The following is a 21,169-nucleotide window of genomic DNA, read 5'->3' as shown; positions in this document are numbered from 1 at the left end:
AAATCAGCCCGTGAACATACAGACACTTTACAGGTGCAGGTTCGGGCGGATAAACAAGCGACTTTGTCCATCATTGTTTGTAATATCCAAACAATCGGTGAAAAGAGAGGATAAGGGATGGATCGTTTCGACGCGATGCGCGCCTTTGCTCGCGTGGTTGAGGCAGGTAGCTTCACAAAGGCTGCCCAAACGCTTCATATGAGCAAAACCACGGTGACGCAGCTCATTCAGCAGCTGGAAGCGCGCCTGCGCGTCAAATTGCTCCATCGCACCACCCGAAGGCTCGGTGTGACCCCCGATGGCGCGGTCTACTACGAACGCGTCATCCGCCTGCTGGCAGACATGGAAGATGCTGAAAACAGCCTGTCCAGCGCGACGATGACGCCCAGGGGACGGCTACGGGTAGACGTGCCCAGTCCGCTGGCCCGCCTCATCCTGGTGCCGGCGCTACCGGCTTTACATGCACGCTACCCGGATATCCAGTTCGATATGGGCGTGAGCGACCGGGTGGTGGATCTGATCGGCGACAACGTGGATTGCGTCCTGCGCGGTGGCGAAATCAACGACCAGTCCCTGATCGCACGCCATGTCGGCGATTTGCACATCGGCGTTTACGTCGCACCGAGCTATGTGGAACGCCTCGGCGCCCCTGCGCACCCGCGAGAGCTGGAAAACACCGACCATCGCATTGTAGGGTTCTTGTCCTCGCGCACCGGTAAGATTGATCCTCTGGTACTGCGCAGTGAGAGTGAACATATTGACATCACGGGCAGCTATGTCCTTGCCGTGGATGATGGCAATGCTTACCTCGAAGCTGGGTTAGCCGGGTTAGGCGTGATTGCGCTGCCGGTCTATATGGCAGAAGCGCATCAGGCTTGTGGTTCCTTGATTCGGCTATTCGAACATTGGCGTATTAAGCCAATGCCCCTGTACCTGGCATTTCCGCCTAACCGCCACGTCAACGCCAGACTGCGCGTTTTTATTGATTGGATCGTTGAATTGATGCAGCAGCATGTCCCTAATTCCAATAATAAGTCACTCCCTCCCAGCCCCTGATTCGCTCATTAGGGTTGGTTACTTTCCACAGCACTCACCGCTCGCCGCCAGGCACGATCTCTTTCTCAAGACCCGCATTCATGCACCACGTTTTCCACGATTCCATGGAAAAAATAAGATCACTTTTTGCAATGTCAGACGGCGTAGCGGGCAGCACGCCGTCGTTATAGCCCGGTGCGGCCACTACAATGAGCTCATCGGAAAAAAGATAATGACTTTCGCTCCCTTCCCAGTTTCCCTGCCCCATCCATATCGCGATATCTATCCCTTCCTGCTGCAGGCGCTGGCCTGGATCCGCAGGGTGATAAGCGGATATTTCGCCCGTAAACGAGCCAGTTGCGGTAATAACCAGTGTCATCCAAATGACGGCACCATCGCCAGCATCACGCAGCCAAGACGGGCGACGGCTTCAAAGCTTCGCAAACTGACAATGGGTGGGAAATCCGACATGAAAGTACTTCCTTATCTGCGCTGGATATACAGCGGCAACCTGACCATATGTCAGTAATACTGACCCTTACGGTAAGATACTGAAGAAATAGATTACTGCAGGCGCGTCCGGTCACCACAGTGCCCAATCAGGTGCCATTACCAGCACGGTTGTCTGGACGTTTATGCAGCCGATGATCCAGCACGTCGTTAGTGCAGCGGAGTTAAGCTCGATCCAGTCGCTTGCCAAATCATTCGAATCACAGGCGGTCTTTAGAAAATACCCATTCAGCTAAGTGGCGAGCCCGGTAAGCGCAGCACCACCGGGCAAACCCGCACCTAAATCTGATAATCAATCGCCACTTCTTCTGGCTCCATCACCTGCCGTTTAATCTCATCCACCGACAGCCCGGCGTTGCAGAGCTCGATAAAGCGCCACACATAGTTACGCTGCAGCTGCCCGCGCTTCAGGCCAAGCCATACGGTGTTGGCGTCAAACAGATGACGCGTGTCAAGACGCACCAGGTTCCCGTCCTCGCGTTCTCCGCTGGACTGTTCCGCCACCAGGCCAATACCCAGACCCAGCTCGACGTAGGTTTTGATGACGTCAGAGTCCTGCGCGCTCAGCACGATGTCGGGCGTTAACCCTTTACGATTGAAGGCTTCATCTATACGCGAGCGTCCCGTGATCCCCTGGCGATAAGTAATGAGCGGCCATTTCGCAATGTCTTCCAGCGTCAGGGGAGAGACCTGATTCAGAGGATGATCGACCGGGAGCAGTAAGCTGTGATACCAGCGGAACCAGGGGAACGCCACCAGCAGCGGGTCGTTGCTCAGGCGTTCGCTGGCGATACCGATATCCGCCCCACCGTTTTGCAGCAGCACTTCAATTTCCTGCGGCGTGCCCTGGATAAGCTCCAGACGCACCTCCGAAAAAAGTTCGCGGAACGCCTTAATCACCGGCGGCAGGCTGTAGCGCGCCTGGGTGTGGGTGGTGGCGATGGTGAGCACGCCCGAGGCGTCATTGGTGAAGAGATCCGCCAGGCGACGCACGTTGCTGGCCTCGTTGAGGATCCGCTCAGCGATGGTGAGCAATGCCTTACCCGGCTCCGTCATGCCGAGCAGCCGCTTGCCGCGACGGATAAAGATCTCTATGCCCAGTTCCTCTTCCAGCTCGCGGATATGGCGGCTGACGCCGGACTGGGAGGTATAAAGCATATTGGCGACCTCGGTCAGGTTGTAGTCCCGCCTGGCCGCCTCACGGATAATTTTAAGCTGCTGGAAATTCACGATTCACTCCGGCACATCTGACATAGCTCTATTGTTAGAGTCAGCCGAGCTGCAGAACAAATAATAAAAACCAGCATCTTATGCTTTTATGGAATATCAGCTCACGAGCTGGAGCTCACGGTTCTCAAGCGATGGCTTGCTGACCAGCGACATCAGAATCTCTTTTACCGCCTGCGCCTGTGGCGACAGCGAACCGCGTGCGGACATGTTCAGCGACAGCGGCAGGCTCATGGAAGGCGTGGTGATCCGCGCCATCCAGCCGTTTGCCGCGCTGCACAGCGAACGCGCGGCGGATTCCGGCAGCACGGTGACGCCCATGCCGCTGGCAATGGCTGCGGTCAGCGTGGAGATCGAGTCAATTTCGCCGATGATTTTGGCCGTCAGGCGGCGCAGGGAGAACGCTTCGTCCACGCGCACGCGCACGGCGCTGTAGTCGCGCGGCAGATAGAGGTTCATCTCTGCCACGGCGGTAAGGTCTACGCTCTGGCCCGGACAGTCGCGGGTGCCCACGAGGTAGAGATCTTCTTTCAGCAGCGGCTGGCTGGTGATCCCGGCCACCGGGGAGCGATCGTAAAGCACCGCCATGTCCAGCTGGCCGTTGAGCAGTTTGTCATTCAGTACGGACCCGCTGTTTTCGTGCAGGTACACCAGCACTTCAGGCAGCTCAGCGCGAACGGCCTGCAGCAGCGGCATGGTAATAGAGGACGCGGCTGTTCCCGGCGCCAGGCCAATAGAAACGTGTCCGCTCAGGGTCTGGCCCACGTTATTCACCGCCAGCTGCGCCTGCTCGCACTGGCGCAGAATCGTACGGGCATGGGTATAGAGAATTTTTCCGGCTTCCGTTGGCGTGACGCCGCGTTTGGTACGGATCAACAGCTGCTGATCCATCTCGCCTTCCAGAGTAGCCACCTGCTGGCTCAGCGCAGGCTGCGCGATATGCAGCACTTCTGCCGCTTGAGTCAGGCTGCCGATATCGACGATTTTTACGAAGTATTTCAGTCGTCTTAAGTTCATTTTGCCCCCTGTTCGAAATGCTGTGCCGGAACCGGCTGTCGTTGTTGAACAGGTTTTGCAATATGAATGCCACTTTTACCAGGCGGTCTGAATTGGGCGCTAAGCGCCTGAAAATAAGGAAACCTAATCATGGAGGGGGGTTTCATTACCGAAACAGCAGTTTATGATCTGCCCCATTAGAGGTATATCCGCACCAAAGCGGTGCATTCCGCTGTCAAAAACAGCACTTTGCCGATTTTGTCAGCAAACGATCAAAAGGCGGCGATCCACCCTTTGACAAGGTGAACGCAGGTCGATAATATGCGCCCCGTTCACACAATTCCTCTGTAGTTCAGTCGGTAGAACGGCGGACTGTTAATCCGTATGTCACTGGTTCGAGTCCAGTCAGAGGAGCCAAATTTGAAAAGCCTGCTTTTAAAGCAGGCTTTTTGCTTTTCTGCGTCGGGTAAAATTTCGGGTGGCGGCTGCGCCTTACCCGACCGACAAAAACCTCGAATCGTAGGCCGGGTAAGGCAACGCCGCCACCCGGCGAAAATGTCCTCAATTGCCGAGCTTCACCGGCATCCCCGACCGCCGTTCCAGCTCAGCACCTGCACCTTCGTTGATCAACTCTGTCCGCAGCGCGGCCGATATCGGCAGCGGCACTTTCCGGGTCGATTCAAATTCCGCGCGGTTACGTGATAACGGCTCGTGAACCTCCACCCAGCGGCTGCCGTCCGGTTCCGTGGTGACTTTAACGGGCCGATCGATAAGCTGTACGCGGGTGCCGACGGGAACATTATCGAAAAGGTATTTGATGTCGTTATTGCGCAGACGAATACAGCCCTGGCTCACCCGCAGCCCGATGCCGAAATTGGAGTTTGTGCCGTGTATGGCATACAGCCTGCCGATATAGATCGCATACAGCCCCATCGGGTTATCCGGCCCGGCGGGCACGAAGGCAGGCAGCGTTTTTCCCTCTGCCGCATAGGCACGGCGCGTATTGGGCGTCGGAGACCAGGTAGGTCCCACCTGCTTACGTTCAACCGCCGTTACCCAGTTACGCGGGGTTTCGCGCCCGGCCTGACCGATGCCGATGGGCAGCACTTCAACAGTATTGCTGCCCGGCGGGTAATAGTAGAGACGCATTTCCGCCACGTTAACGACAATCCCCTCGCGAACGGTGTCGGGCAAAATCAGCTGCTGGGGAATGACCAGCCGGGTGCCGGATTTGGGCAAAAAAGGATCCACGCCCGGGTTCGCTTCCAGCATATTGCTCAACCCCTGCCCGTACTGCGCGGCAAACGCCTCAAGCGGTAACGTATTATGATCCGGCACGGTAATGACCTGCGAGCTCCCCACCAGGCGACTGCCCGTCGGCGGTAAAGGATAGCTCACCGCCTGCACGCTCTGGCTGATGAGTAACGCAGCAAGACAGCCCAACGCCTTTTTACGACACATATTCCCTTCCTCAGTCGCTTCGCTCTTTAGTAAGCATAGCGTAGCCGTTTTGCATTACCCATCAGGAAATAAAATCAGTTTGCACAGGCCCCCTGTCGCGGTAGTCTCATAGGTTCCGTTTATATGACGGCCGCTATGTGAGTGACCTTTTCTTATACCAATAATTAAAAATCAGTGCAGACAGGACAACTATGGACTCCACTCTCACCTCCACACATCCCAACGAGGAGACACCTTCGCTCAATCGTGCCCGCCGCGCCGCACTCGGCAGCTTCGCGGGTGCCGTCGTCGACTGGTATGATTTTCTGCTCTACGGCATTACCGCCGCGCTGGTGTTTAACCGCGAATTTTTTCCGCAGGTCAGCCCCGCGATGGGCACCCTCGCCGCGTTTGCCACCTTCGGCGTCGGTTTTCTGTTTCGCCCGCTGGGCGGGGTGATCTTCGGCCACTTTGGTGACCGCCTCGGCCGCAAGCGCATGCTGATGCTTACCGTCTGGATGATGGGGATCGCCACGGCGCTGATTGGCATTCTCCCGTCGTTTTCCGCGATTGGCTGGTGGGCACCGGCATTGCTGGTGACATTACGGGCGATTCAGGGCTTCGCCGTGGGCGGTGAATGGGGCGGCGCGGCGCTGCTATCCGTTGAGAGCGCGCCCAAAAATAAGAAAGCGTTTTACAGCAGCGGCGTGCAGGTCGGATACGGCGTGGGTCTGCTCCTTTCTACCGGGCTGGTCTCCTTGATCAGCCAGCTCACCACCGACGAGCAGTTCCTGAGCTGGGGCTGGCGCATTCCGTTCATCTTCAGCATCGTGCTGGTCATCGCCGCGCTGTGGATCCGTAACGGCATGGAGGAGTCGGCAGAGTTCGAAAAGCAGCAGGAAAAACCGGCCGTCAAAAAAAGGCTGCCGGTCATGGAGGCACTCGTCCGGCATCCTGGCGCTTTTCTGAAAATTATTGCCCTGCGCCTGTGTGAACTGCTGACGATGTATATCGTCACGGCGTTTGCCCTGAACTACTCGACGCAGAACCTCGGCCTGCCGCGTGAACTGTTCCTGAATATCGGCCTGGTGGTTGGCGGGATCAGCTGCCTGACCATCCCCTGCTTCGCCTGGCTGGCGGACCGCTTTGGCCGCCGTCGCGTCTATATCACCGGGGCGCTGGTGGGCACCCTCAGCGCCTGGCCATTCTTTATGGCGCTGGAGGCGCAGTCGATCTTCTGGATTGTCTTCTTCGCCATCATGCTCGCCAACGTCGCTCACGACATGGTGGTCTGCGTCCAGCAGCCGATGTTTACCGAACTGTTCGGCGCCAGCTACCGCTACAGCGGCGCGGGCGTGGGCTACCAGGTCGCAAGCGTGGTCGGCGGCGGGTTTACGCCATTTATTGCCGCCGCGCTGGTGACCTTCTCCGGCGGAAACTGGCACAGCGTGGCGATTTATCTGCTGGCCGGTTGCCTGCTCTCTGCTGCGACGGCGCTGGTGATGAAAGAGCCCCGCCACACCTGATCGCCCTTTTGTTTCACAGGCGTGTGACATACTATCGGGTAGAGTCGCACACCTGTGGAACAAGGAGACAGAGATGAATAATAAGGGCTCCAGCCTGACCCCGGCTCAGGCGCTGGAAAAACTCGACGCGCTGTATGAACAGTCCGTCAATGCGCTGCGCAGCGCCATCAGCGAATATATCGATACAGGGAAACTTCCCGACCAAAAGGCCAGAAACGAGGGCCTTTTTGTTTATCCATCGCTCTCTGTGACCTGGGACGGCAGCGCCAGCACGACGCCAAAAACCCGCGCCTACGCCCGTTTTACCCACTCCGGCTGCTACAGCACCACCGTCACCCGCCCGGCCCTGTTCCGCCCGTATCTTGAAGAACAACTTACGCTGTTGTACCAGGATTACGGCGCGCACATTGCCGTTGAGCCCTCGCAGCATGAGATCCCCTATCCGTACGTAATTGACGGTTCGGCGTTAACCCTTGACCGTTCCATGAGCGCGGGGCTGACCCGCCACTTCCCGACGACGGAACTGTCGCAGATTGGCGATGAGACCGCCGACGGGATTTATCACCCGGCAGAATTTTCTCCTCTGTCGCACTTTGACGCCCGCCGGGTCGATTTCTCCCTGGCGCGACTGCGCCACTACACCGGTACGCCCGCTGAACATTTTCAGCCGTTCGTGCTCTTTACCAACTACACCCGCTACGTCGACGAGTTTGTCCGCTGGGGCTGCAGCCAGATCCTCGACCCGGAAAGCCCGTATATTGCGCTCTCCTGCGCGGGCGGGATCTGGATCACCGCAGAGACCGAAGCCCCCGAGCAGGCCATCTCCGATCTGGCATGGAAAAAGCATCAGATGCCGGCCTGGCACCTGATCACCGCCGACGGTCAGGGCATTACGTTGATTAACATTGGCGTCGGCCCCTCGAACGCCAAAACCATCTGTGACCATCTGGCGGTGCTGCGCCCGGACGTGTGGCTGATGATTGGCCACTGCGGCGGCCTGCGTGAAAGCCAGCTGATTGGCGATTACGTGCTCGCCCACGCCTATCTGCGCGATGACCATGTGCTTGATGCGGTGCTGCCGCCGGATATCCCGATCCCGAGCATCGCCGAAGTACAGCGTGCGCTGTATGACGCCACCAAAGCGGTCAGCGGCATGCCGGGCGAAGAAGTTAAGCAGCGCCTGCGCACCGGTACGGTCGTCACGACGGATGACCGCAACTGGGAGCTGCGTTACTCAGCCTCCGCGCTGCGGTTCAACCTGAGCCGCGCGGTGGCCATTGATATGGAGAGCGCCACCATCGCCGCACAGGGCTATCGCTTCCGCGTCCCGTACGGCACGCTGCTGTGCGTCTCCGATAAGCCGCTGCACGGCGAAATTAAGCTACCGGGCCAGGCCAACCGTTTCTATGAAGGGGCCATCTCAGAGCATCTGCAAATTGGCATTCGCGCCATCGACCTGCTTCGGGCGGAAGGTGACAGACTGCATTCCCGCAAGCTGCGCACCTTCAACGAGCCGCCGTTCCGCTAATAACGATAAGGAATAACCATGTCCAGCACATCTCCGCTCTCTGCCCTGCGCCACTGGCTTGAGGCCAGCCATCTCGACGGGATGATCGTCCCGCGTGCGGATGCGTGGCAGAGCGAATACTGCGCGCCCTACGACGAAAAGCTGGCCTGGCTGACGGGCTTTGACGGTTCTGCCGGCGTCGCGCTGGTACTGAAGGATAAAGCGCTGCTGTTCGTCGACGGGCGCTATCAGGTGCAGGCCCGCGTTCAGGTGAATCTGGACGAGATTGAAATTCACCACCTGCACAACGAGCCGCTGGCTGAATGGCTGGCAGAAAACGTGGAGGCAGGCACGCGCATCGGTTTTGACGCACTGCTGATGACCAATACGGAGTTTGAGCAACTGTCCGCCACGCCGTGCAAGCTGGTACCGCTGAAGGCTTCGCCGTTTGACGCCTTATGGACCGATCGCCCTGCCGCACCGGCGGGGCTTATTCGTGAAATGCCGGTTGAAGTAAGCGGTGAAAGCAGCGAGGACAAACGTCAGCGCGTTGCCGCCGTGCTGGCCGCGAACAATGCTGATTATCTGGCCGTTACGCTGCCGGATAACATTGCATGGCTGCTCAACGTAAGGGGCTCAGATATCCCAACCAGTCCGGTACCGCTCTCATTTGCCCTGCTGAGTCGTGACGGCCACGTTGAGTGGTTTGTAAACGACAACAAGCTCGGCGCCCTGCCTGAAGAGGTGCGCAATGCGTTTACGATTGCGCCGCAGGACGCCTTCATCGAACGCGGTCAGCAGATTGCTGCAGGCAAACGGGTGATGGTTGATGCCGATTCCGCTCCGGTCGCCCTGCGCTTTGCCATTGAACCACGGGGAGAGATTGTCTGGCGAACCGATCCCATCACCCTGATGAAGGCCACCAAAAACCCGATCGAGCTGGCTGGGTATCGCGCGTGCCATCACCAGGACGGTGCCGCCTGGGTCAACTTCCTGGCCTGGCTGAGCCGCGAAGTGCCGCTGCGCGAGGCGGCAGGAAATCCGCTCACCGAGCTGGAAGTGCAGGCGCAGCAGCTCGCGTTCCGTAAACAGCAGCCCGGGTTTATCGAGCAAAGCTTTGCGACCATCTCCGCCTCTTCGAGCAATGCGGCGATGTGCCACTATCATTCGAGCGAGGCCAGCAACAAGCCCATCGGCCATGATCATTTTTACCTGAACGATTCCGGCGGTCAGTACGTTAATGGCACCACCGACGCCACGCGCACGCTGGCATGGGGTAAGGTCGACCCGCAGCAGCGCCTGCACTACACCGCCGTGCTGAGAGGCTTTCTGTCGCTCATTACCCTGCAGTTCCCCTCTGGCACTCAGGGGCATCAGCTGGATGCCTTCGCGCGTCGTCCGCTGTGGGAGATGGGGCTGGATTACGATCACGGCACAGGGCATGGCGTGGGGCATCAGCTTCTGATCCATGAGAATCCGCATCGCATCGCCAAAAAGGTCAACCCGTGGCCGCTGGTGGCGGGCAATATCATGACGATTGAACCTGGCTACTATCTGGGCGATAGCCACGGGATTCGCATTGAAAACCAGGTGGAGATTGTGGAGAGCCGTCCGGGATTCTGTAAATTTGCCTCGCTGACGCTGATCCCGATTGATTTAAGCCAGGTCGAGCTGGATCTGTTGAGCGAACAGGAAAAAGCGTGGCTGGATGCGTATCACCAGCAGGTGCGTGAGGCCCTGTCACCACGGGTGAACAGCGATGCGCGTTCGTGGCTGGAAGAGGCGACGGCACCGGTTCGTGTGAACGGATAGTGCGGCTTTTGCCGGGTGGCGGCTTCGCCTTACCCGGCCTACGATTCGAGGTTTTTGTAGGTCGGGTAAGGCGAAGCCGCCACCCGACAATTTTACCCGACGCAGAAAAGCAAAAAGCCTGCTTTAAAAGCAGGCTTTTCAAATTTGGCTCCTCTGACTGGACTCGAACCAGTGACATACGGATTAACAGTCCGCCGTTCTACCGACTGAACTACAGAGGAATCGTGTGAACGGGGCGCATATTATCGATGCTCCCCCATGATGTCAAAGGCAGAATGCATATTTCCGATCGTTTGCCGATTTATTCTCCACTTCGCACAATTGTCAGGCATTTTTCCGCGGGTATTTCCACAGCCAGCGCCCGCTGACCATGCGCCAGTAGAACAGCGCGCCCCGTACGGCCCAGTCCAGGAACATACCCAGCCAGACGCCGACTACGCCCCATCCGAGCATCACCCCGAGCGTATACCCCGCCACAACGCGACATCCCCACATGCCGAGCATCGACACCCACATCGCAAAGCGGGCGTCACGCGCGCCCTTCAGCCCGGCTGGCAGTACCCATGAGGCCGCCCAGATGGGCATAAAGGCCGCATTGAGCCAGATGAGGATTTTAACGACCTCTTTAACGTCCTCTTCGTGGGTATAGAACGAGGCCATCAGCCCGGCAAACGGCGCGGTTCCCCAGGCAATCACGGTCAGTCCAATGGTCGACAGCCAGAAAACGTGGCGCAGCTGCCGCTCAGCCTGGCCGATCTGCCCTTTCCCGAGCCGTTTCCCGGTAATGATAGTCGAGGCCGAACCCAGCGCGTTACCCGGCAGGTTAATCAGCGAGGCGATAGAAAAGGCGATGAAGTTACCGGCGATAACGTCGGTGCCCATCCCGGCGACAAACATCTGCGTCAGCAGCTTCCCGCCGTTAAACAGCACCGACTCAATACTGGCGGGAATGCCGATCCCCATCACTTCCCAGATAATGGCGAAGTTAAAGGGGCGGAAATAGCTCTTCAGCGTGAGGCGCAGCGAGGGGGTGATCCCCGCCATCAGCACCCCGATAATCGCCGCCGCACCGATATAGCGTGAAATGGTTAGCCCCAGTCCGGCGCCGACGAACCCCAGCCCGTCCCACGAGAACACGCCGTAGATCAGCACGCTGCTGATGATGATATTCAGGATATTCATTCCGCCGTTGATCAGGAGCGGAATTTTGGTGTTACCTGCCCCGCGCAGCGCGCCGCTGCCAATCAACGCGATAGCCGCCGCCGGATAGCTGATGACGGTCATCTCCAGATAGGTCAGCGCCAGGTCTTTGACCTCGTTCGTGGCTTCCCCGGCGACAAAATCGATAATCTCTTTACCGAAATAGTGAATCACCGCCGCCAGAACAATCGAAAAGACAGTCATGATCATCAGCGACTGGCGGGCTGCCTCGCGCGCACGTTTGGGATCGAGCTTGCCGAGGCTAAAAGCCACCACCACCGTCGTCCCGAGATCGATGGCAGCAAAAAATGACATCACCACCATGTTAAAGCTGTCCGCCAGCCCGACCCCCGCCATCGCCTCTTTCCCCAGCCAGCTCACCAGGAAGGTGCTCAGTACCCCCATCAGCAGAACGCAGGTATTTTCCAGAAAGATAGGCACAGCAAGAGGGGTGATTTCACGCCAGAACAGGACACGATAGCTTTTACGTTTTGCATACCATGGCGTGCGCGCGATCGCCTGGCGTAAGGAGGCAGTGACGTTCAAAATGGACCTTAGCGAGAAAAGTTGAAACTCCATTTCAAATGATGGGGGACAAATGCTAATCCTGCAAAGTATTTTCCTGAAAAAAGATGTGTGGAATTACAACAAACTGACGACAGAATCAGCAATCAGTCGATTTTCCCTAAGATCAGGTTTGACAAAAGTTTTTTCGCCGCTAAGATAAGCCTCCACAACGATTCCTCTGTAGTTCAGTCGGTAGAACGGCGGACTGTTAATCCGTATGTCACTGGTTCGAGTCCAGTCAGAGGAGCCAAATTTAAAAAGCCTGCTTTTAAAGCAGGCTTTTTGCTTTGCGGATGAGGGAAAATGAACGCTCTGTTTGTCTACGGCACGCTGCGTCCGGGCCATTCTAATGCGCATATCCTTGAAAACATCGGCGGTGAATGGCTGGCCGGTTTCGTCTCCGGTACGTTCTACGAACGCGGCTGGGGTGCGGCGGCAGACTTTCCCGGGATTGTCCTCCACTCCGATGGACCGCGCGTCGAAGGCTATCTGTTTATCTCTGATAACCTTTCCGCACACTGGCAAATGCTGGATGAGTTTGAAGACGGCTATGACCGGGTTGAGGTCACGGTGACCACCACTGAAGGTAAGCAGGTTCAAGCCTGGATTTATCAGCTACAGCCACGTTCTGAGTCATAAAAAAAGGCTCTCTGTCACCAGAGAGCCTTTTTCACGATTCGCTGCGATTACTCGCTTTTTGCTTCGCCGTTTTTGATTTCGCCCATCACTTTCAGCTTCTTAGAGATGTCGCGACGCTCTTTGGACAGTTCAGCGTTTTTGATGATGTAATCATCAACACGGTCTTCATAGTCGCTCTTCATGCTGGCGATGATGCCCTGAATAGCTTCAACGCTCATGCCTGGCTTGATATAGTCGCTCAGGTTGTCGAGCAGCAGAACACGTTTCTGGTTGTCACGGATCTTCTTCTCAACGTCCTGGATTTCACGCTGCAGCTTGTTTTTGCGGCGGAACAGGCGGACGAATTCCAGAACATCCTGGAACGAAGGCTTGGTAGTTTCCATTTTTACACCCCTGATAATGTGAGATTCGGATTCGTTAAAGCAACCGTTGTAACAATAACCTTACTGACAGCGGCTGCGAATGACAATGAGTATATCGTTTAAACCTATCATAACCCCAATTGCTGCTGAATCGAAGCAGCAGGCGTCACATCCGCGTTTTATTTGCGCAGCGCCCGACAAATCAGATGCGATAGCAGCTCAAGCTGTCGCGCCAGTTCCATACTCAGCCAGACATAGCCATGAATGGGCGTTTCCGCCACGTTATCGCCCTGCCGCTCATTGATTAACTGCTTCAGCTCCGCAACGATCTCATTCAGCCGCTCGCTGTTTGCCAGTATCGGCTGCGGGTTACCTTCGTAGAGCGCATGAGCGATGGTCAACAGCGTTTGCTGCGTCATCTGCTGGGTCTCTTTGAGGGTCTGCGCGTTAAGCATCAACAGATGGCTCGGGCGAGAGGCCCAGTGCGCGTTGATTTGCAGTTCAAGCATGCACACCAGGTTGCGGCTTACCGTCTGGATGGCTTCGAAAATCGCTTTCTGAATATGGGTCTCTTTGCTGGCGGGCGTGATCAGGCCGCGCATTTTGACCACGTCGTTGAGGATGGTTTGCAGATGCTTTTCCAGCCGGGGGCGTTCAACCAGATTAGGGGAAAAACCGGCCTGATAGACGCGGTTAAACGCGGTGACATAGTTGGCCATCTGGATACGCCAGTGCAGAAAAGCCCGCTGCGGCCAGATGCCGGTAAACAGCATGGCGAGCAGTGAACCCAGAATGACATCCCCGCTTCGCCACAGCGCCGTGGTCATATCTCCGGCGGGTGCGCCGACCACCACCGCAAGCGTGATACCAATCAGCAGCGCCTGATAAGGACGCTTACCCAACGCCAGCCAGCCGCACAAGAACATGGCGGCACCGCACCATATCAGCATGACCGGGAACGAGATAAGCTCCAGCTTCAGGGCGATTAGCCCCAGGGCCGAACCTAACACGGTCCCGCCAATACGCTCGAAGGCGCGCGGGACAACGTTGCCCCAAAACGAGATGGGCCCCATCACCACCACCAGCGTGATCAGCGGCCACGTCCCTTCCGGAACCTCCAGCAAACGCACCAGTACAAACGTCAATACGAATGCCAACGCGATGCGACACCCGTGCACCACGCGGTAGTGTTTATACAACCGAATTTCAAAAGGGGTTAATGATTTGTCGGGACGCACACCCGCTCTCCAGCTACACGGCAAATCACAATTGTACTGTGTTTTCAGCCGGGCGGAACGGTCCCGGCTGAAAAACCCTTTATTCAGCAGGCCTAAACCGGTTTGTGCTCTACCGCGATATACATTTCAATATCCCAGTAGCCGTCCGCGTTGCCGTCATTCAGGTAGCGCTCGAAGCAGGGTTTGAGCGCCATCTGATACGTATTGTCCTGCAGCAGGGAATTGAAGAACTGATACCACGGCGTGGCAAAGTCGTAGTTTTCCACACGCGCCGTCGCTACGGCATAATCCCCTCCCGCGATTTCCGTCATCATGACGCCTTCGCTGTTTTCCGGGATAACAAAATCGTCCGGTACGGTAACGGCCGTATCGCAGCGCAGTTTTTCGGCCGGGACCTCATCCGGGTTATCGTAGTAGACCGCCACCCACTCCAGCGGCTCAATGTGACGCCCATCGACCCACATGACCAGCTGTTCAAAGCCCTGTTTTACCGTGTGTTCCCAAGGACCGACCAAATGAAAACCGGCAATCTTACGTTTCTGTTGCTGCGTAATGCTGTAGTCCATGCTGCCTCCGCTTATCACTGTATATTTATACACTATAAAACTGGATTATCATTATCAGCAAACAAGGAGTGTTTATTATGTGAGCAGACTCGCAACCCTGCCAGTCTGCTCATCGGCGGTTAAAGCGTGTGATGCAGATAATCGCTCAGACGAGAGAACAGGCCGCCTTTATCAACGGCTTCCAGCGTGACCAGCGGCCAGTGGGCTACCACCTTGTCGCGATCGTAAAGCTGGATCTCCCCGACACGCTGATGCGCGGCAATCGGCGCTTCCAGCTCTTTTTTATCCAGCACGTATTTGGCTTTGATGTTGGGCACCTCCGCTTTCGGCAAGGCCAGCCAGAAGTCCTGGTCGGTGCCCAGTTTTACCTGCTCCTTGTCGCCGTACCAGATGCGCTCCGTTCCCACTTTTTTTCCGTTATGCAGGATCTGCACCGTATCGAAATTCTGCTGCCCCCAGTGCAGCAGTTTTCGGGCCTGGTCCTCACGCCCTTTCGGGCTGTCCGCTCCCATTACAACGGCAATCAAACGACGCTGACCGTCAACAGCAGACGCAATCAGGTTAAAGCCGGCCCCCGAGGTATGCCCCGTTTTCAGCCCGTCTACGTTCATGGTCTTATCCCACAGCAGGCCGTTACGGTTCTGCTGGGTGATCCCGTTCCAGGTCAGGCTCTTTTCGCTGTACATATGATAAAACTCGGGCTCACCGTGGATAATGGCCCGGGAGAGAACGGCCAGGTCATACGCCGAGCTATGCTGGCCCGGCGCGTCCAGCCCGTGGACGGTTTCGAAGTGGGTATCACGCAGGTTCAGCTTCTGCACATAGTCGTTCATCATCTTCACGAACTGCGGCTGCCCGCCCGCCACGTGATCGGCCAGCGCCACGCAGGCGTCGTTGCCGGAATCGACAATCAGGCCGCGGCTCAGATCGCGCACGGTGACGCGATCGCCCTCCTTCAGGAACATCAGCGATGAACCGTCAAACACCGGGTTCCCTTTTGCCCAGGCATCACGCCCTACGGTGACGATGTCATCCGGGGTAATGCGGTGGCTATCAATGGCCCGATCCACTACATAACCCGTCATCAGCTTGGTCAGGCTCGCCGGATTACGTTGTTGATGTTCGTTGCCCGCCGTTAAAATCTGACCAGTCGTGTAATCCATCAGCACCCAGGAGCCAGCCTGAATGGCCGGAGGCTGCGGCGAAAAATCCAGTGGTTCGGCCGCAAAAGCAGATGAGACACTCGAAGCGAGTAAAGAAACAGCAATAAACAGACGGCGTTTCAACGGTATATCCTCAGGTCATTAAAAATCGATGACCTTTTTACGGGAGTTCTGATGTCGTTACCTGGCTTAATTGCAAAAAAATGTGACAGAACGCAGATTTTTCTCTGAAGCTGGCGCGCAAATTTGCGACGCGGCGGTGCTTTTTATTCGGTCTGACCCGCACGATCGTTTACCATAGTGACGTCATTTTTTAACAGGATGGTATTACTGGTGTCTGACTCTGCCGCTCGCCCGACTTTTTTGTTCCACGACTACGAAACCTTTGGCACGCATCCGGCGCTGGACCGACCGGCGCAGTTTGCCGCCATCCGTACCGACGACGAATTCAACATCATCGGCGAGCCTGAGGTCTTTTACTGCAAGCCAGCGGATGATTACCTGCCGCAGCCCGGCGCGGTGATGGTCACCGGGATCACCCCGCAGGAAGCGCGGGAAAAAGGCGTTAACGAGGCAGAATTCGCCCGCCGCATCCACGACCTGTTTACCGTTCCCAATACCTGCGTGGTCGGTTACAACAACATCCGCTTCGATGACGAAGTGACGCGCAACATCTTCTATCGCAACTTCTACGATCCCTATGCCTGGAGCTGGCAGAACCGCAATTCACGCTGGGATTTACTCGACATCATGCGCGCCTGCTACGCCCTGCGTCCTGAGGGCATTCACTGGCCGGAAAATGAGGAAGGTCTGACAAGCTTCCGGCTGGAACACCTGACGCGCGCCAACGGTATCGAGCACAGCAATGCCCACGACGCGATGGCGGACGTATATGCCACCATTGCCATGGCAAAGCTGGTGAAAAGCGCACAGCCCCGGCTGTTTGAGTATCTGCTGAGCCATCGCAGCAAGCAGAAGCTTATGACCCTTATCGACGTACCGCAGATGAAACCTCTGGTGCATATTTCCGGCATGTTTGGCGCCTGGCGCGGCAATACCAGCTGGGTTGCGCCGCTGGCGTGGCACCCGGATAACCGTAATGCGGTTATCATGGTGGACCTGGCGGGCGATATTTCACCGCTGCTCGAACTCGACAGCGATATCCTGCGCGAACGTTTGTACACGCCAAAAAATGAACTCGGCGATCTGCCCGCGGTGCCGGTCAAACTGGTGCACATAAATAAATGTCCGGTACTCGCTCAGGCGAACACGCTGCGCCCGGAAGATGCTGACAGGCTGGGCATTAACCGCCAGCACTGCCTCGATAATCTCAAAGTGCTGCGTGAAAATCCGCAGGTGCGCGAGAAAGTCGTGGCCATTTTTGCTGAAGCCGAGCCGTTCGTGCCGTCTGAAAACGTGGACGCCCAACTCTATAACGGTTTCTTCAGCGATGCCGATCGCGCGGCCATGAATATCGTTCTGCAAACAGAGCCGCGTAACTTACCGGCGCTGGATATCACCTTCGCCGATAAGCGCATCGAAAAGCTGATGTTTAATTACCGCGCGCGTAATTACCCCGGCACGCTGGATGAAGCCGAGCAGGAACGCTGGCTGCAGCATCGTCGCAACGTGTTTACGCCAGAGTACCTGCACAGCTATGCACAGGAGCTGGAGATGCTCTACGGCCAGTATGAAGGGAATGCTGAAAAACAGGCGCTGCTGAAATCCCTGTTCCAGTACGCACAAGAGATAGTTTGATCGATAGGTATAAAAAAGCCGGAGGCGAAGTCTCCGGCTTTTTTTTGCCCGGTGGGGCGGCGCTTACGCGGGCCTACGGGGTATGGAGGTCGGGTAAGGCATAGCCGCCACCCGACACAGTCTTACGCGACGTCTTCGTACTGCGGAACCGGGTTACGGAAGCTCTTCGTGACGCAGGCCAGGTAAACCAGACCGATACCCGCCCAAATCAGGCCAAGCACCATCGAGCTCTCTTCCAGGTTAACCCACAGCGCGCCCACGGTCAGGGCACCGCACATCGGCAGGAACAGATACTGGAAGTGATCTTTCAGCGTCTTGTTACGCTTTTCACGGATCCAGAACTGAGAGATCACCGACAGGTTAACAAAGGTGAACGCCACCAGCGCACCGAAGTTAATCAGCGCCGTTGCCATCACCAGGTCAAAGTTAATCGCCAGAAGCGCGATCGCACCGACCAGGATAATGTTCATTGCCGGGGTACGCCAGGTTGGATGCACGTAGCCGAAGAAGCTTTTCGGGAATACGCCATCGCGGCCCATTACGTACATCAGACGCGCAACGCCTGCATGCGCGGCCATACCGGACGCCAGTACAGTGATGGTGGAGAAGATCAGCGCGCCGACCTGGAACGCTTTACCCGCCACGTACAGCATAATTTCCGGCTGAGACGCATCCGGATCCTTGAAGCGAGAGATATCCGGGAAATACAGCTGCAGGAAATAGGTCGAGAAAATAAAGATCAGACCGCCAATCAGCGCCGTCAGGAAGATGGCACGAGGAATTACGCGCTCTGCATCTTTGGTTTCTTCAGACAGGTTGCTGATCCCGTCAAAACCGGTAAAGGAGAAGCACAGAATGGTTGCCCCGGTAATCATCGGGATCACATGCGCATCACCAGACCAGAACGGCTTGCTGCTCGCCAGGGTGCCCGCGCCTTCGCCGTGGAATACGCCGTAAATCACCATGCCAAGAATAACCGCAATCAGGACAACCTGAAGCACAACGATAACGGAGTTAAAGTTGGCGACAGACTTGATGCTGCGCAGGTTAAAGGCCGTCATAAAGGCCACCAGCGCCACAACGAACATCCAGGATGGAATCGACGGCACCAGCGCTTCAAAATAGATTTTTGCCAGCAGAATGTTGATCATCGGCGCGAACAGATAGTCGAGCAGCGAAGACCAGCCCACCATAAAGCCAACCGTCGGGCTGATGGATTTCTGGGCATAGGTGTAAGCGGAACCCGCAGACGGATAGCGACGCACCAGTTTACCGTAGCTCAGCGCGGTAAAGAGGATCGCAATCAGCGCGAAGCCATATGCCGTTGGCACATGACCGTCTGTGAGGCCTGATACGATACCGAATGTATCAAACAGCGTCATCGGTTGCATATAGGCCAGGCCCATCATAACAACCGGAATCAACGTAAGCGTTTTACGTAATTCCACGCGAGAGGTGTTTGGAGTTGCGTTATGCGACATAGTTATTCTCCTTTACGGTGATAACCGCCACGTAAGCGAAAAATTGCCCCATTTCTTTCTTCCTCAGCGACAACAACTGTCGGATTTTAGTAAATATCTATCCGGTACGAAGCCCGGCCTCTTGGTTTTTAGTTTCGTTTCGTACATGCAAAAAAAAATAACCGACGCCTTTTATATCGTCGATTATTCATTTGGTTGCAGCGGCGGCATTTTGCCCCACATCGGATACAAAAGGCAATACTTTGCAACGCACCGGGTAATTTTCTTTTTGCTAACTGGCTGATTTCTCGACGCTGCCCTGAGCATATACAGCAGCGATAGCACTATTTGCTAAAATTTCGTCCCGCCACCAGGCACTCGCCAGCCCGGCGGTCTGTTCATTCCAGCCCACCCACACCGATTCATGGCTGTTTTGAGCAAGTACCTGTTTTTCAACAAGCGCACCGCTGTCAATAAAGCGCTGCGCCAGATAGCGGGGTAAATAGCCGCAGCCCAGACCGCTAATTTGCAGCTCAAGCTTGGTTTTAAAGTCGAAAACGGTAATCGCTTCCTGCTCATCAAGCAGCTGCGAGGAGACCGCACATTCCGGGCGAGAGCTGTCACCCACTACAATCGCGCGGTAGCCTTTAATCACGCGGCGGTTAAGCGGCTCGGGCTCCTGAGCCAGCGGATGATGAGGCGCCACGGCAAATACCTGCTCCAGCACGCCAAGGCGGGCAAAACCAAATTCACTGAGTTGGGGAGGCTCATGCAATGCACCGACAAAAATGTCCGCCCTGCCCTGGGTTAAGGCATCCCAGGAACCGCCCAGCACGCCGTTGATGAAAATAAGCCGGGTGACGCTGTGATGTTGGTAAAACATTTCAATCAGCGGCGTCAGGAGAGAAAACGGAAAGGTGTCATCCACCCCAATCACCAGCTCGTTTTCCCATCCCTGATGCAGTTTGACGGCCTGTTTTTCGAGTTCACGAACGGTGTGGAGGACTTCACGGCCTTTTTCCAGCAGCATCTGTCCGGTGCGGGTAAAGCGTGCGCGATGCCCGGAGCGATCGAGGATCTGGATATTGAGGTCGCTTTCCAGTTTTTGGACGGTATAGCTCAGGGCCGAAGGGGTTTTGTAGAGCTTTGCCGACGCAGCGGCAAAGCTCCCCTCTTTTTCCAGTGCATCCAGAATAATAAGAACATCCAGCAGCGGTTTCATGCTCGCCCCCTTCTGGTGTGCGATCGTCTCCGCTGCGGAACTTATTCCATGGGCATCACCAGCGGATCGGGATACTGATACTCAAACCCCAGCTCATGACAAATGCGATTGCCATCAACAATTTTGCCTTTACTGCCATCTTTTGCCTCACCAAAGACCGGCGGAGCCAGGCCCAGCTGACGTGCCATCAGCGGGTAAAAGGTGCTGCGCGCCGGATGAGTCGGTGCACATATATTATAGATGTGTCCGCCTTTCGGAGCCTGTAAGAGTAGCTCAATTGCGCCAATAACATCCTCAAGATGGACAAGATTCACGCCATGCTGGCCGTCTGGCGCAGTCTTTCCGGCAAAGAAGCGTCCCGGATGGCGGCCAGGGCCCACCAGCCCCGCCAGACGAACGATATCGACCTGCGTGCCGGGAAGATTGTGTAGCCAGTCTTCCAGCTCTTTCAGGACCTGACCGCTCGCGGTAACGGGACGGCGCTCGGAGGTCTCTTTCACTACGCCTTCAGCATCGCCATAGACCGACGTCGAGCTGGTGAAAACAATGCGCGGTACGTGATGCGCCAGCGCGCTGTCGACTATCTCCTGCATCGCCTGCAGATAAAATGATTCACCCGGGCCGCTGCGCCGCGCGGGTAGCGTAATCACCAGCGCATCGACGTTCATCAGCGTGTCCAGATCGTCCGCATCACACACCAGTTCCGGCTCCAGACGCAGTTCAACGCCCTCAATACCGCACATGCGCGCCGCTTCGACCCCATCTCGGGTGGTCTTGCTCCCGGTCACCTGCCAGCCTTTCGCGGCTAATGACATCGCCAGCGGCATTCCCAGCCATCCTAAACCGACAATCGCGACCTTTTTCATGCGAATTCTCCTGACTCTCACTCGTCTTTCATAAGGCTACGCCAGCCCGGCAGAACACACAATTCATAGCATCAA

The 21,169-nt window shown here is 56.4% G+C and carries 18 protein-coding genes, 3 tRNA genes and 1 pseudogene; 8 read left to right on the top strand and 14 right to left on the bottom strand.

Annotated features, from left to right (window positions below; all coding sequences use genetic code 11):
• The first annotated feature begins 117 nt into the window (after positions 1-117).
• Positions 118-1,056, top strand: coding sequence for a LysR family transcriptional regulator (locus FHC52_RS05710; RefSeq protein ID WP_126288262.1), 939 nt, complete (start codon positions 118-120; stop codon positions 1,054-1,056).
• Between the two features lie 43 nt (positions 1,057-1,099).
• Here FHC52_RS05710 and FHC52_RS05705 read toward each other — a convergent pair.
• The 3 genes and pseudogenes from FHC52_RS05705 to nac form a co-directional block, all read right to left on the bottom strand.
• A pseudogene (locus FHC52_RS05705) lies at positions 1,100-1,506 on the bottom strand (LysR substrate-binding domain-containing protein); the annotation flags it as partial.
• 318 nt (positions 1,507-1,824) lie between these two features.
• Positions 1,825-2,775 carry an HTH-type transcriptional regulator Cbl gene (gene cbl, locus FHC52_RS05700; RefSeq protein WP_032675146.1) on the bottom strand — a complete coding sequence of 317 codons (951 nt, stop codon included), beginning with the start codon at positions 2,773-2,775 and terminating at the stop codon, positions 1,825-1,827.
• Between the two features lie 96 nt (positions 2,776-2,871).
• Positions 2,872-3,789 carry a nitrogen assimilation transcriptional regulator NAC gene (gene nac / locus FHC52_RS05695; RefSeq protein ID WP_008499475.1) on the bottom strand — a complete coding sequence of 306 codons (918 nt, stop codon included), beginning with the start codon at positions 3,787-3,789 and terminating at the stop codon, positions 2,872-2,874.
• A 320-nt stretch (positions 3,790-4,109) separates the two neighbouring features.
• Between nac and FHC52_RS05690 the strand changes: the two genes are divergently transcribed.
• Positions 4,110-4,185 (top strand) — tRNA-Asn (locus FHC52_RS05690).
• A gap of 144 nt (positions 4,186-4,329) precedes the next feature.
• On the opposite strand, the gene ldtA is transcribed toward FHC52_RS05690, so the two are convergent.
• Positions 4,330-5,229, bottom strand: coding sequence for a L,D-transpeptidase (gene ldtA, locus FHC52_RS05685; RefSeq protein ID WP_126289742.1), 900 nt, complete (start codon positions 5,227-5,229; stop codon positions 4,330-4,332).
• A gap of 191 nt (positions 5,230-5,420) precedes the next feature.
• On the opposite strand from ldtA, the gene shiA reads away from it, so the two are divergent.
• The 3 genes from shiA to FHC52_RS05670 all read left to right on the top strand — a co-directional run bounded on the left by shiA (position 5,421) and on the right by FHC52_RS05670 (position 10,053).
• On the top strand, positions 5,421-6,734 hold the full coding sequence (gene shiA / locus FHC52_RS05680; RefSeq protein WP_044596677.1) for a shikimate transporter: 1,314 nt from the start codon (positions 5,421-5,423) through the stop codon (positions 6,732-6,734).
• Between the two features lie 73 nt (positions 6,735-6,807).
• Entirely contained in the window at positions 6,808-8,262 is a 1,455-nt protein-coding gene (locus FHC52_RS05675; RefSeq protein WP_044596678.1) for an AMP nucleosidase, read from the top strand.
• An 18-nt stretch (positions 8,263-8,280) separates the two neighbouring features.
• On the top strand, positions 8,281-10,053 hold the full coding sequence (locus tag FHC52_RS05670) for an aminopeptidase P family protein (RefSeq protein WP_126289744.1): 1,773 nt from the start codon (positions 8,281-8,283) through the stop codon (positions 10,051-10,053).
• A 145-nt stretch (positions 10,054-10,198) separates the two neighbouring features.
• On the opposite strand, the gene FHC52_RS05665 is transcribed toward FHC52_RS05670, so the two are convergent.
• Both FHC52_RS05665 and emmdR read right to left on the bottom strand, forming a co-directional pair.
• Positions 10,199-10,274, bottom strand: a tRNA-Asn gene (locus FHC52_RS05665).
• A gap of 103 nt (positions 10,275-10,377) precedes the next feature.
• Positions 10,378-11,832 (bottom strand): multidrug efflux MATE transporter EmmdR, encoded by a 1,455-nt coding sequence (gene emmdR, locus FHC52_RS05660; RefSeq protein ID WP_021241423.1) that lies wholly within the window; start codon positions 11,830-11,832, stop codon positions 10,378-10,380.
• 162 nt (positions 11,833-11,994) lie between these two features.
• Here emmdR and FHC52_RS05655 point away from each other — a divergent pair.
• Both FHC52_RS05655 and FHC52_RS05650 read left to right on the top strand, forming a co-directional pair.
• Positions 11,995-12,070, top strand: a tRNA-Asn gene (locus tag FHC52_RS05655).
• Positions 12,071-12,123: 53 nt separating this feature from the next.
• Positions 12,124-12,459 (top strand): gamma-glutamylcyclotransferase family protein, encoded by a 336-nt coding sequence (locus tag FHC52_RS05650; RefSeq protein ID WP_025913311.1) that lies wholly within the window; start codon positions 12,124-12,126, stop codon positions 12,457-12,459.
• Between the two features lie 47 nt (positions 12,460-12,506).
• On the opposite strand, the gene FHC52_RS05645 is transcribed toward FHC52_RS05650, so the two are convergent.
• The 4 genes from FHC52_RS05645 to dacD all read right to left on the bottom strand — a co-directional run bounded on the left by FHC52_RS05645 (position 12,507) and on the right by dacD (position 15,911).
• Positions 12,507-12,842 (bottom strand): DUF496 family protein, encoded by a 336-nt coding sequence (locus FHC52_RS05645; RefSeq protein WP_008499467.1) that lies wholly within the window; start codon positions 12,840-12,842, stop codon positions 12,507-12,509.
• Positions 12,843-13,000: 158 nt separating this feature from the next.
• Positions 13,001-14,059, bottom strand: coding sequence for an FUSC family protein (locus FHC52_RS05640; protein ID WP_008499466.1), 1,059 nt, complete (start codon positions 14,057-14,059; stop codon positions 13,001-13,003).
• 92 nt (positions 14,060-14,151) lie between these two features.
• Positions 14,152-14,625 carry a DNA gyrase inhibitor SbmC gene (gene sbmC, locus FHC52_RS05635; RefSeq protein ID WP_023293783.1) on the bottom strand — a complete coding sequence of 158 codons (474 nt, stop codon included), beginning with the start codon at positions 14,623-14,625 and terminating at the stop codon, positions 14,152-14,154.
• Positions 14,626-14,744: 119 nt separating this feature from the next.
• Positions 14,745-15,911, bottom strand: coding sequence for a serine-type D-Ala-D-Ala carboxypeptidase DacD (dacD, locus tag FHC52_RS05630; RefSeq protein ID WP_008499464.1), 1,167 nt, complete (start codon positions 15,909-15,911; stop codon positions 14,745-14,747).
• A gap of 198 nt (positions 15,912-16,109) precedes the next feature.
• Between dacD and sbcB the strand changes: the two genes are divergently transcribed.
• On the top strand, positions 16,110-17,546 hold the full coding sequence (sbcB, locus tag FHC52_RS05625; protein ID WP_370989653.1) for an exodeoxyribonuclease I: 1,437 nt from the start codon (positions 16,110-16,112) through the stop codon (positions 17,544-17,546).
• Between the two features lie 122 nt (positions 17,547-17,668).
• On the opposite strand, the gene plaP is transcribed toward sbcB, so the two are convergent.
• The 4 genes from plaP to FHC52_RS05605 form a co-directional block, all read right to left on the bottom strand.
• Positions 17,669-19,027, bottom strand: a complete 1,359-nt coding sequence (gene plaP / locus FHC52_RS05620; protein ID WP_008499462.1) for a putrescine/proton symporter PlaP — start codon at positions 19,025-19,027, stop codon at positions 17,669-17,671.
• Positions 19,017-19,079: a membrane protein YoeI gene (gene yoeI, locus FHC52_RS05615; RefSeq protein ID WP_099458931.1), complete on the bottom strand. Its 63-nt coding sequence runs from the start codon at positions 19,077-19,079 to the stop codon at positions 19,017-19,019. The genes plaP and yoeI overlap by 11 nt, the downstream gene beginning before the upstream one ends.
• A 219-nt stretch (positions 19,080-19,298) precedes the next feature.
• Complete coding sequence (locus tag FHC52_RS05610; protein ID WP_021241428.1) at positions 19,299-20,228, bottom strand: LysR substrate-binding domain-containing protein; 930 nt, start codon at positions 20,226-20,228, stop codon at positions 19,299-19,301.
• A gap of 41 nt (positions 20,229-20,269) precedes the next feature.
• The gene (locus FHC52_RS05605) at positions 20,270-21,094 is read right to left on the bottom strand and encodes an SDR family oxidoreductase (RefSeq protein ID WP_023344481.1); all 825 of its coding nucleotides are present in this window, start codon (positions 21,092-21,094) and stop codon (positions 20,270-20,272) included.
• Positions 21,095-21,169 lie beyond the last annotated feature (75 nt).

It is taken from the genome of Enterobacter sp. EC_64 (assembly GCF_019584165.1).
Lineage (GTDB): Bacteria > Pseudomonadota > Gammaproteobacteria > Enterobacterales > Enterobacteriaceae > Enterobacter > Enterobacter roggenkampii.
This window is presented reverse-complemented; position numbering and strand designations above follow the sequence as displayed.

Coding starts and splice junctions, on each gene's coding strand:
- FHC52_RS05710 (WP_126288262.1), top strand. CDS start 118: ATGGATCGTTTCGACGCGATGCGCGCCTTTGCTCGCGTGGTTGAGGCA.
- nac (WP_008499475.1), bottom strand. CDS start 3,789: ATGAACTTAAGACGACTGAAATACTTCGTAAAAATCGTCGATATCGGC.
- ldtA (WP_126289742.1), bottom strand. CDS start 5,229: ATGTGTCGTAAAAAGGCGTTGGGCTGTCTTGCTGCGTTACTCATCAGC.
- shiA (WP_044596677.1), top strand. CDS start 5,421: ATGGACTCCACTCTCACCTCCACACATCCCAACGAGGAGACACCTTCG.
- FHC52_RS05675 (WP_044596678.1), top strand. CDS start 6,808: ATGAATAATAAGGGCTCCAGCCTGACCCCGGCTCAGGCGCTGGAAAAA.
- FHC52_RS05670 (WP_126289744.1), top strand. CDS start 8,281: ATGTCCAGCACATCTCCGCTCTCTGCCCTGCGCCACTGGCTTGAGGCC.
- emmdR (WP_021241423.1), bottom strand. CDS start 11,832: ATGGAGTTTCAACTTTTCTCGCTAAGGTCCATTTTGAACGTCACTGCC.
- FHC52_RS05650 (WP_025913311.1), top strand. CDS start 12,124: ATGAACGCTCTGTTTGTCTACGGCACGCTGCGTCCGGGCCATTCTAAT.
- FHC52_RS05645 (WP_008499467.1), bottom strand. CDS start 12,842: ATGGAAACTACCAAGCCTTCGTTCCAGGATGTTCTGGAATTCGTCCGC.
- sbmC (WP_023293783.1), bottom strand. CDS start 14,625: ATGGACTACAGCATTACGCAGCAACAGAAACGTAAGATTGCCGGTTTT.
- sbcB (WP_370989653.1), top strand. CDS start 16,110: ATGGTATTACTGGTGTCTGACTCTGCCGCTCGCCCGACTTTTTTGTTC.
- plaP (WP_008499462.1), bottom strand. CDS start 19,027: ATGTCGCATAACGCAACTCCAAACACCTCTCGCGTGGAATTACGTAAA.
- FHC52_RS05610 (WP_021241428.1), bottom strand. CDS start 20,228: ATGAAACCGCTGCTGGATGTTCTTATTATTCTGGATGCACTGGAAAAA.
- FHC52_RS05605 (WP_023344481.1), bottom strand. CDS start 21,094: ATGAAAAAGGTCGCGATTGTCGGTTTAGGATGGCTGGGAATGCCGCTG.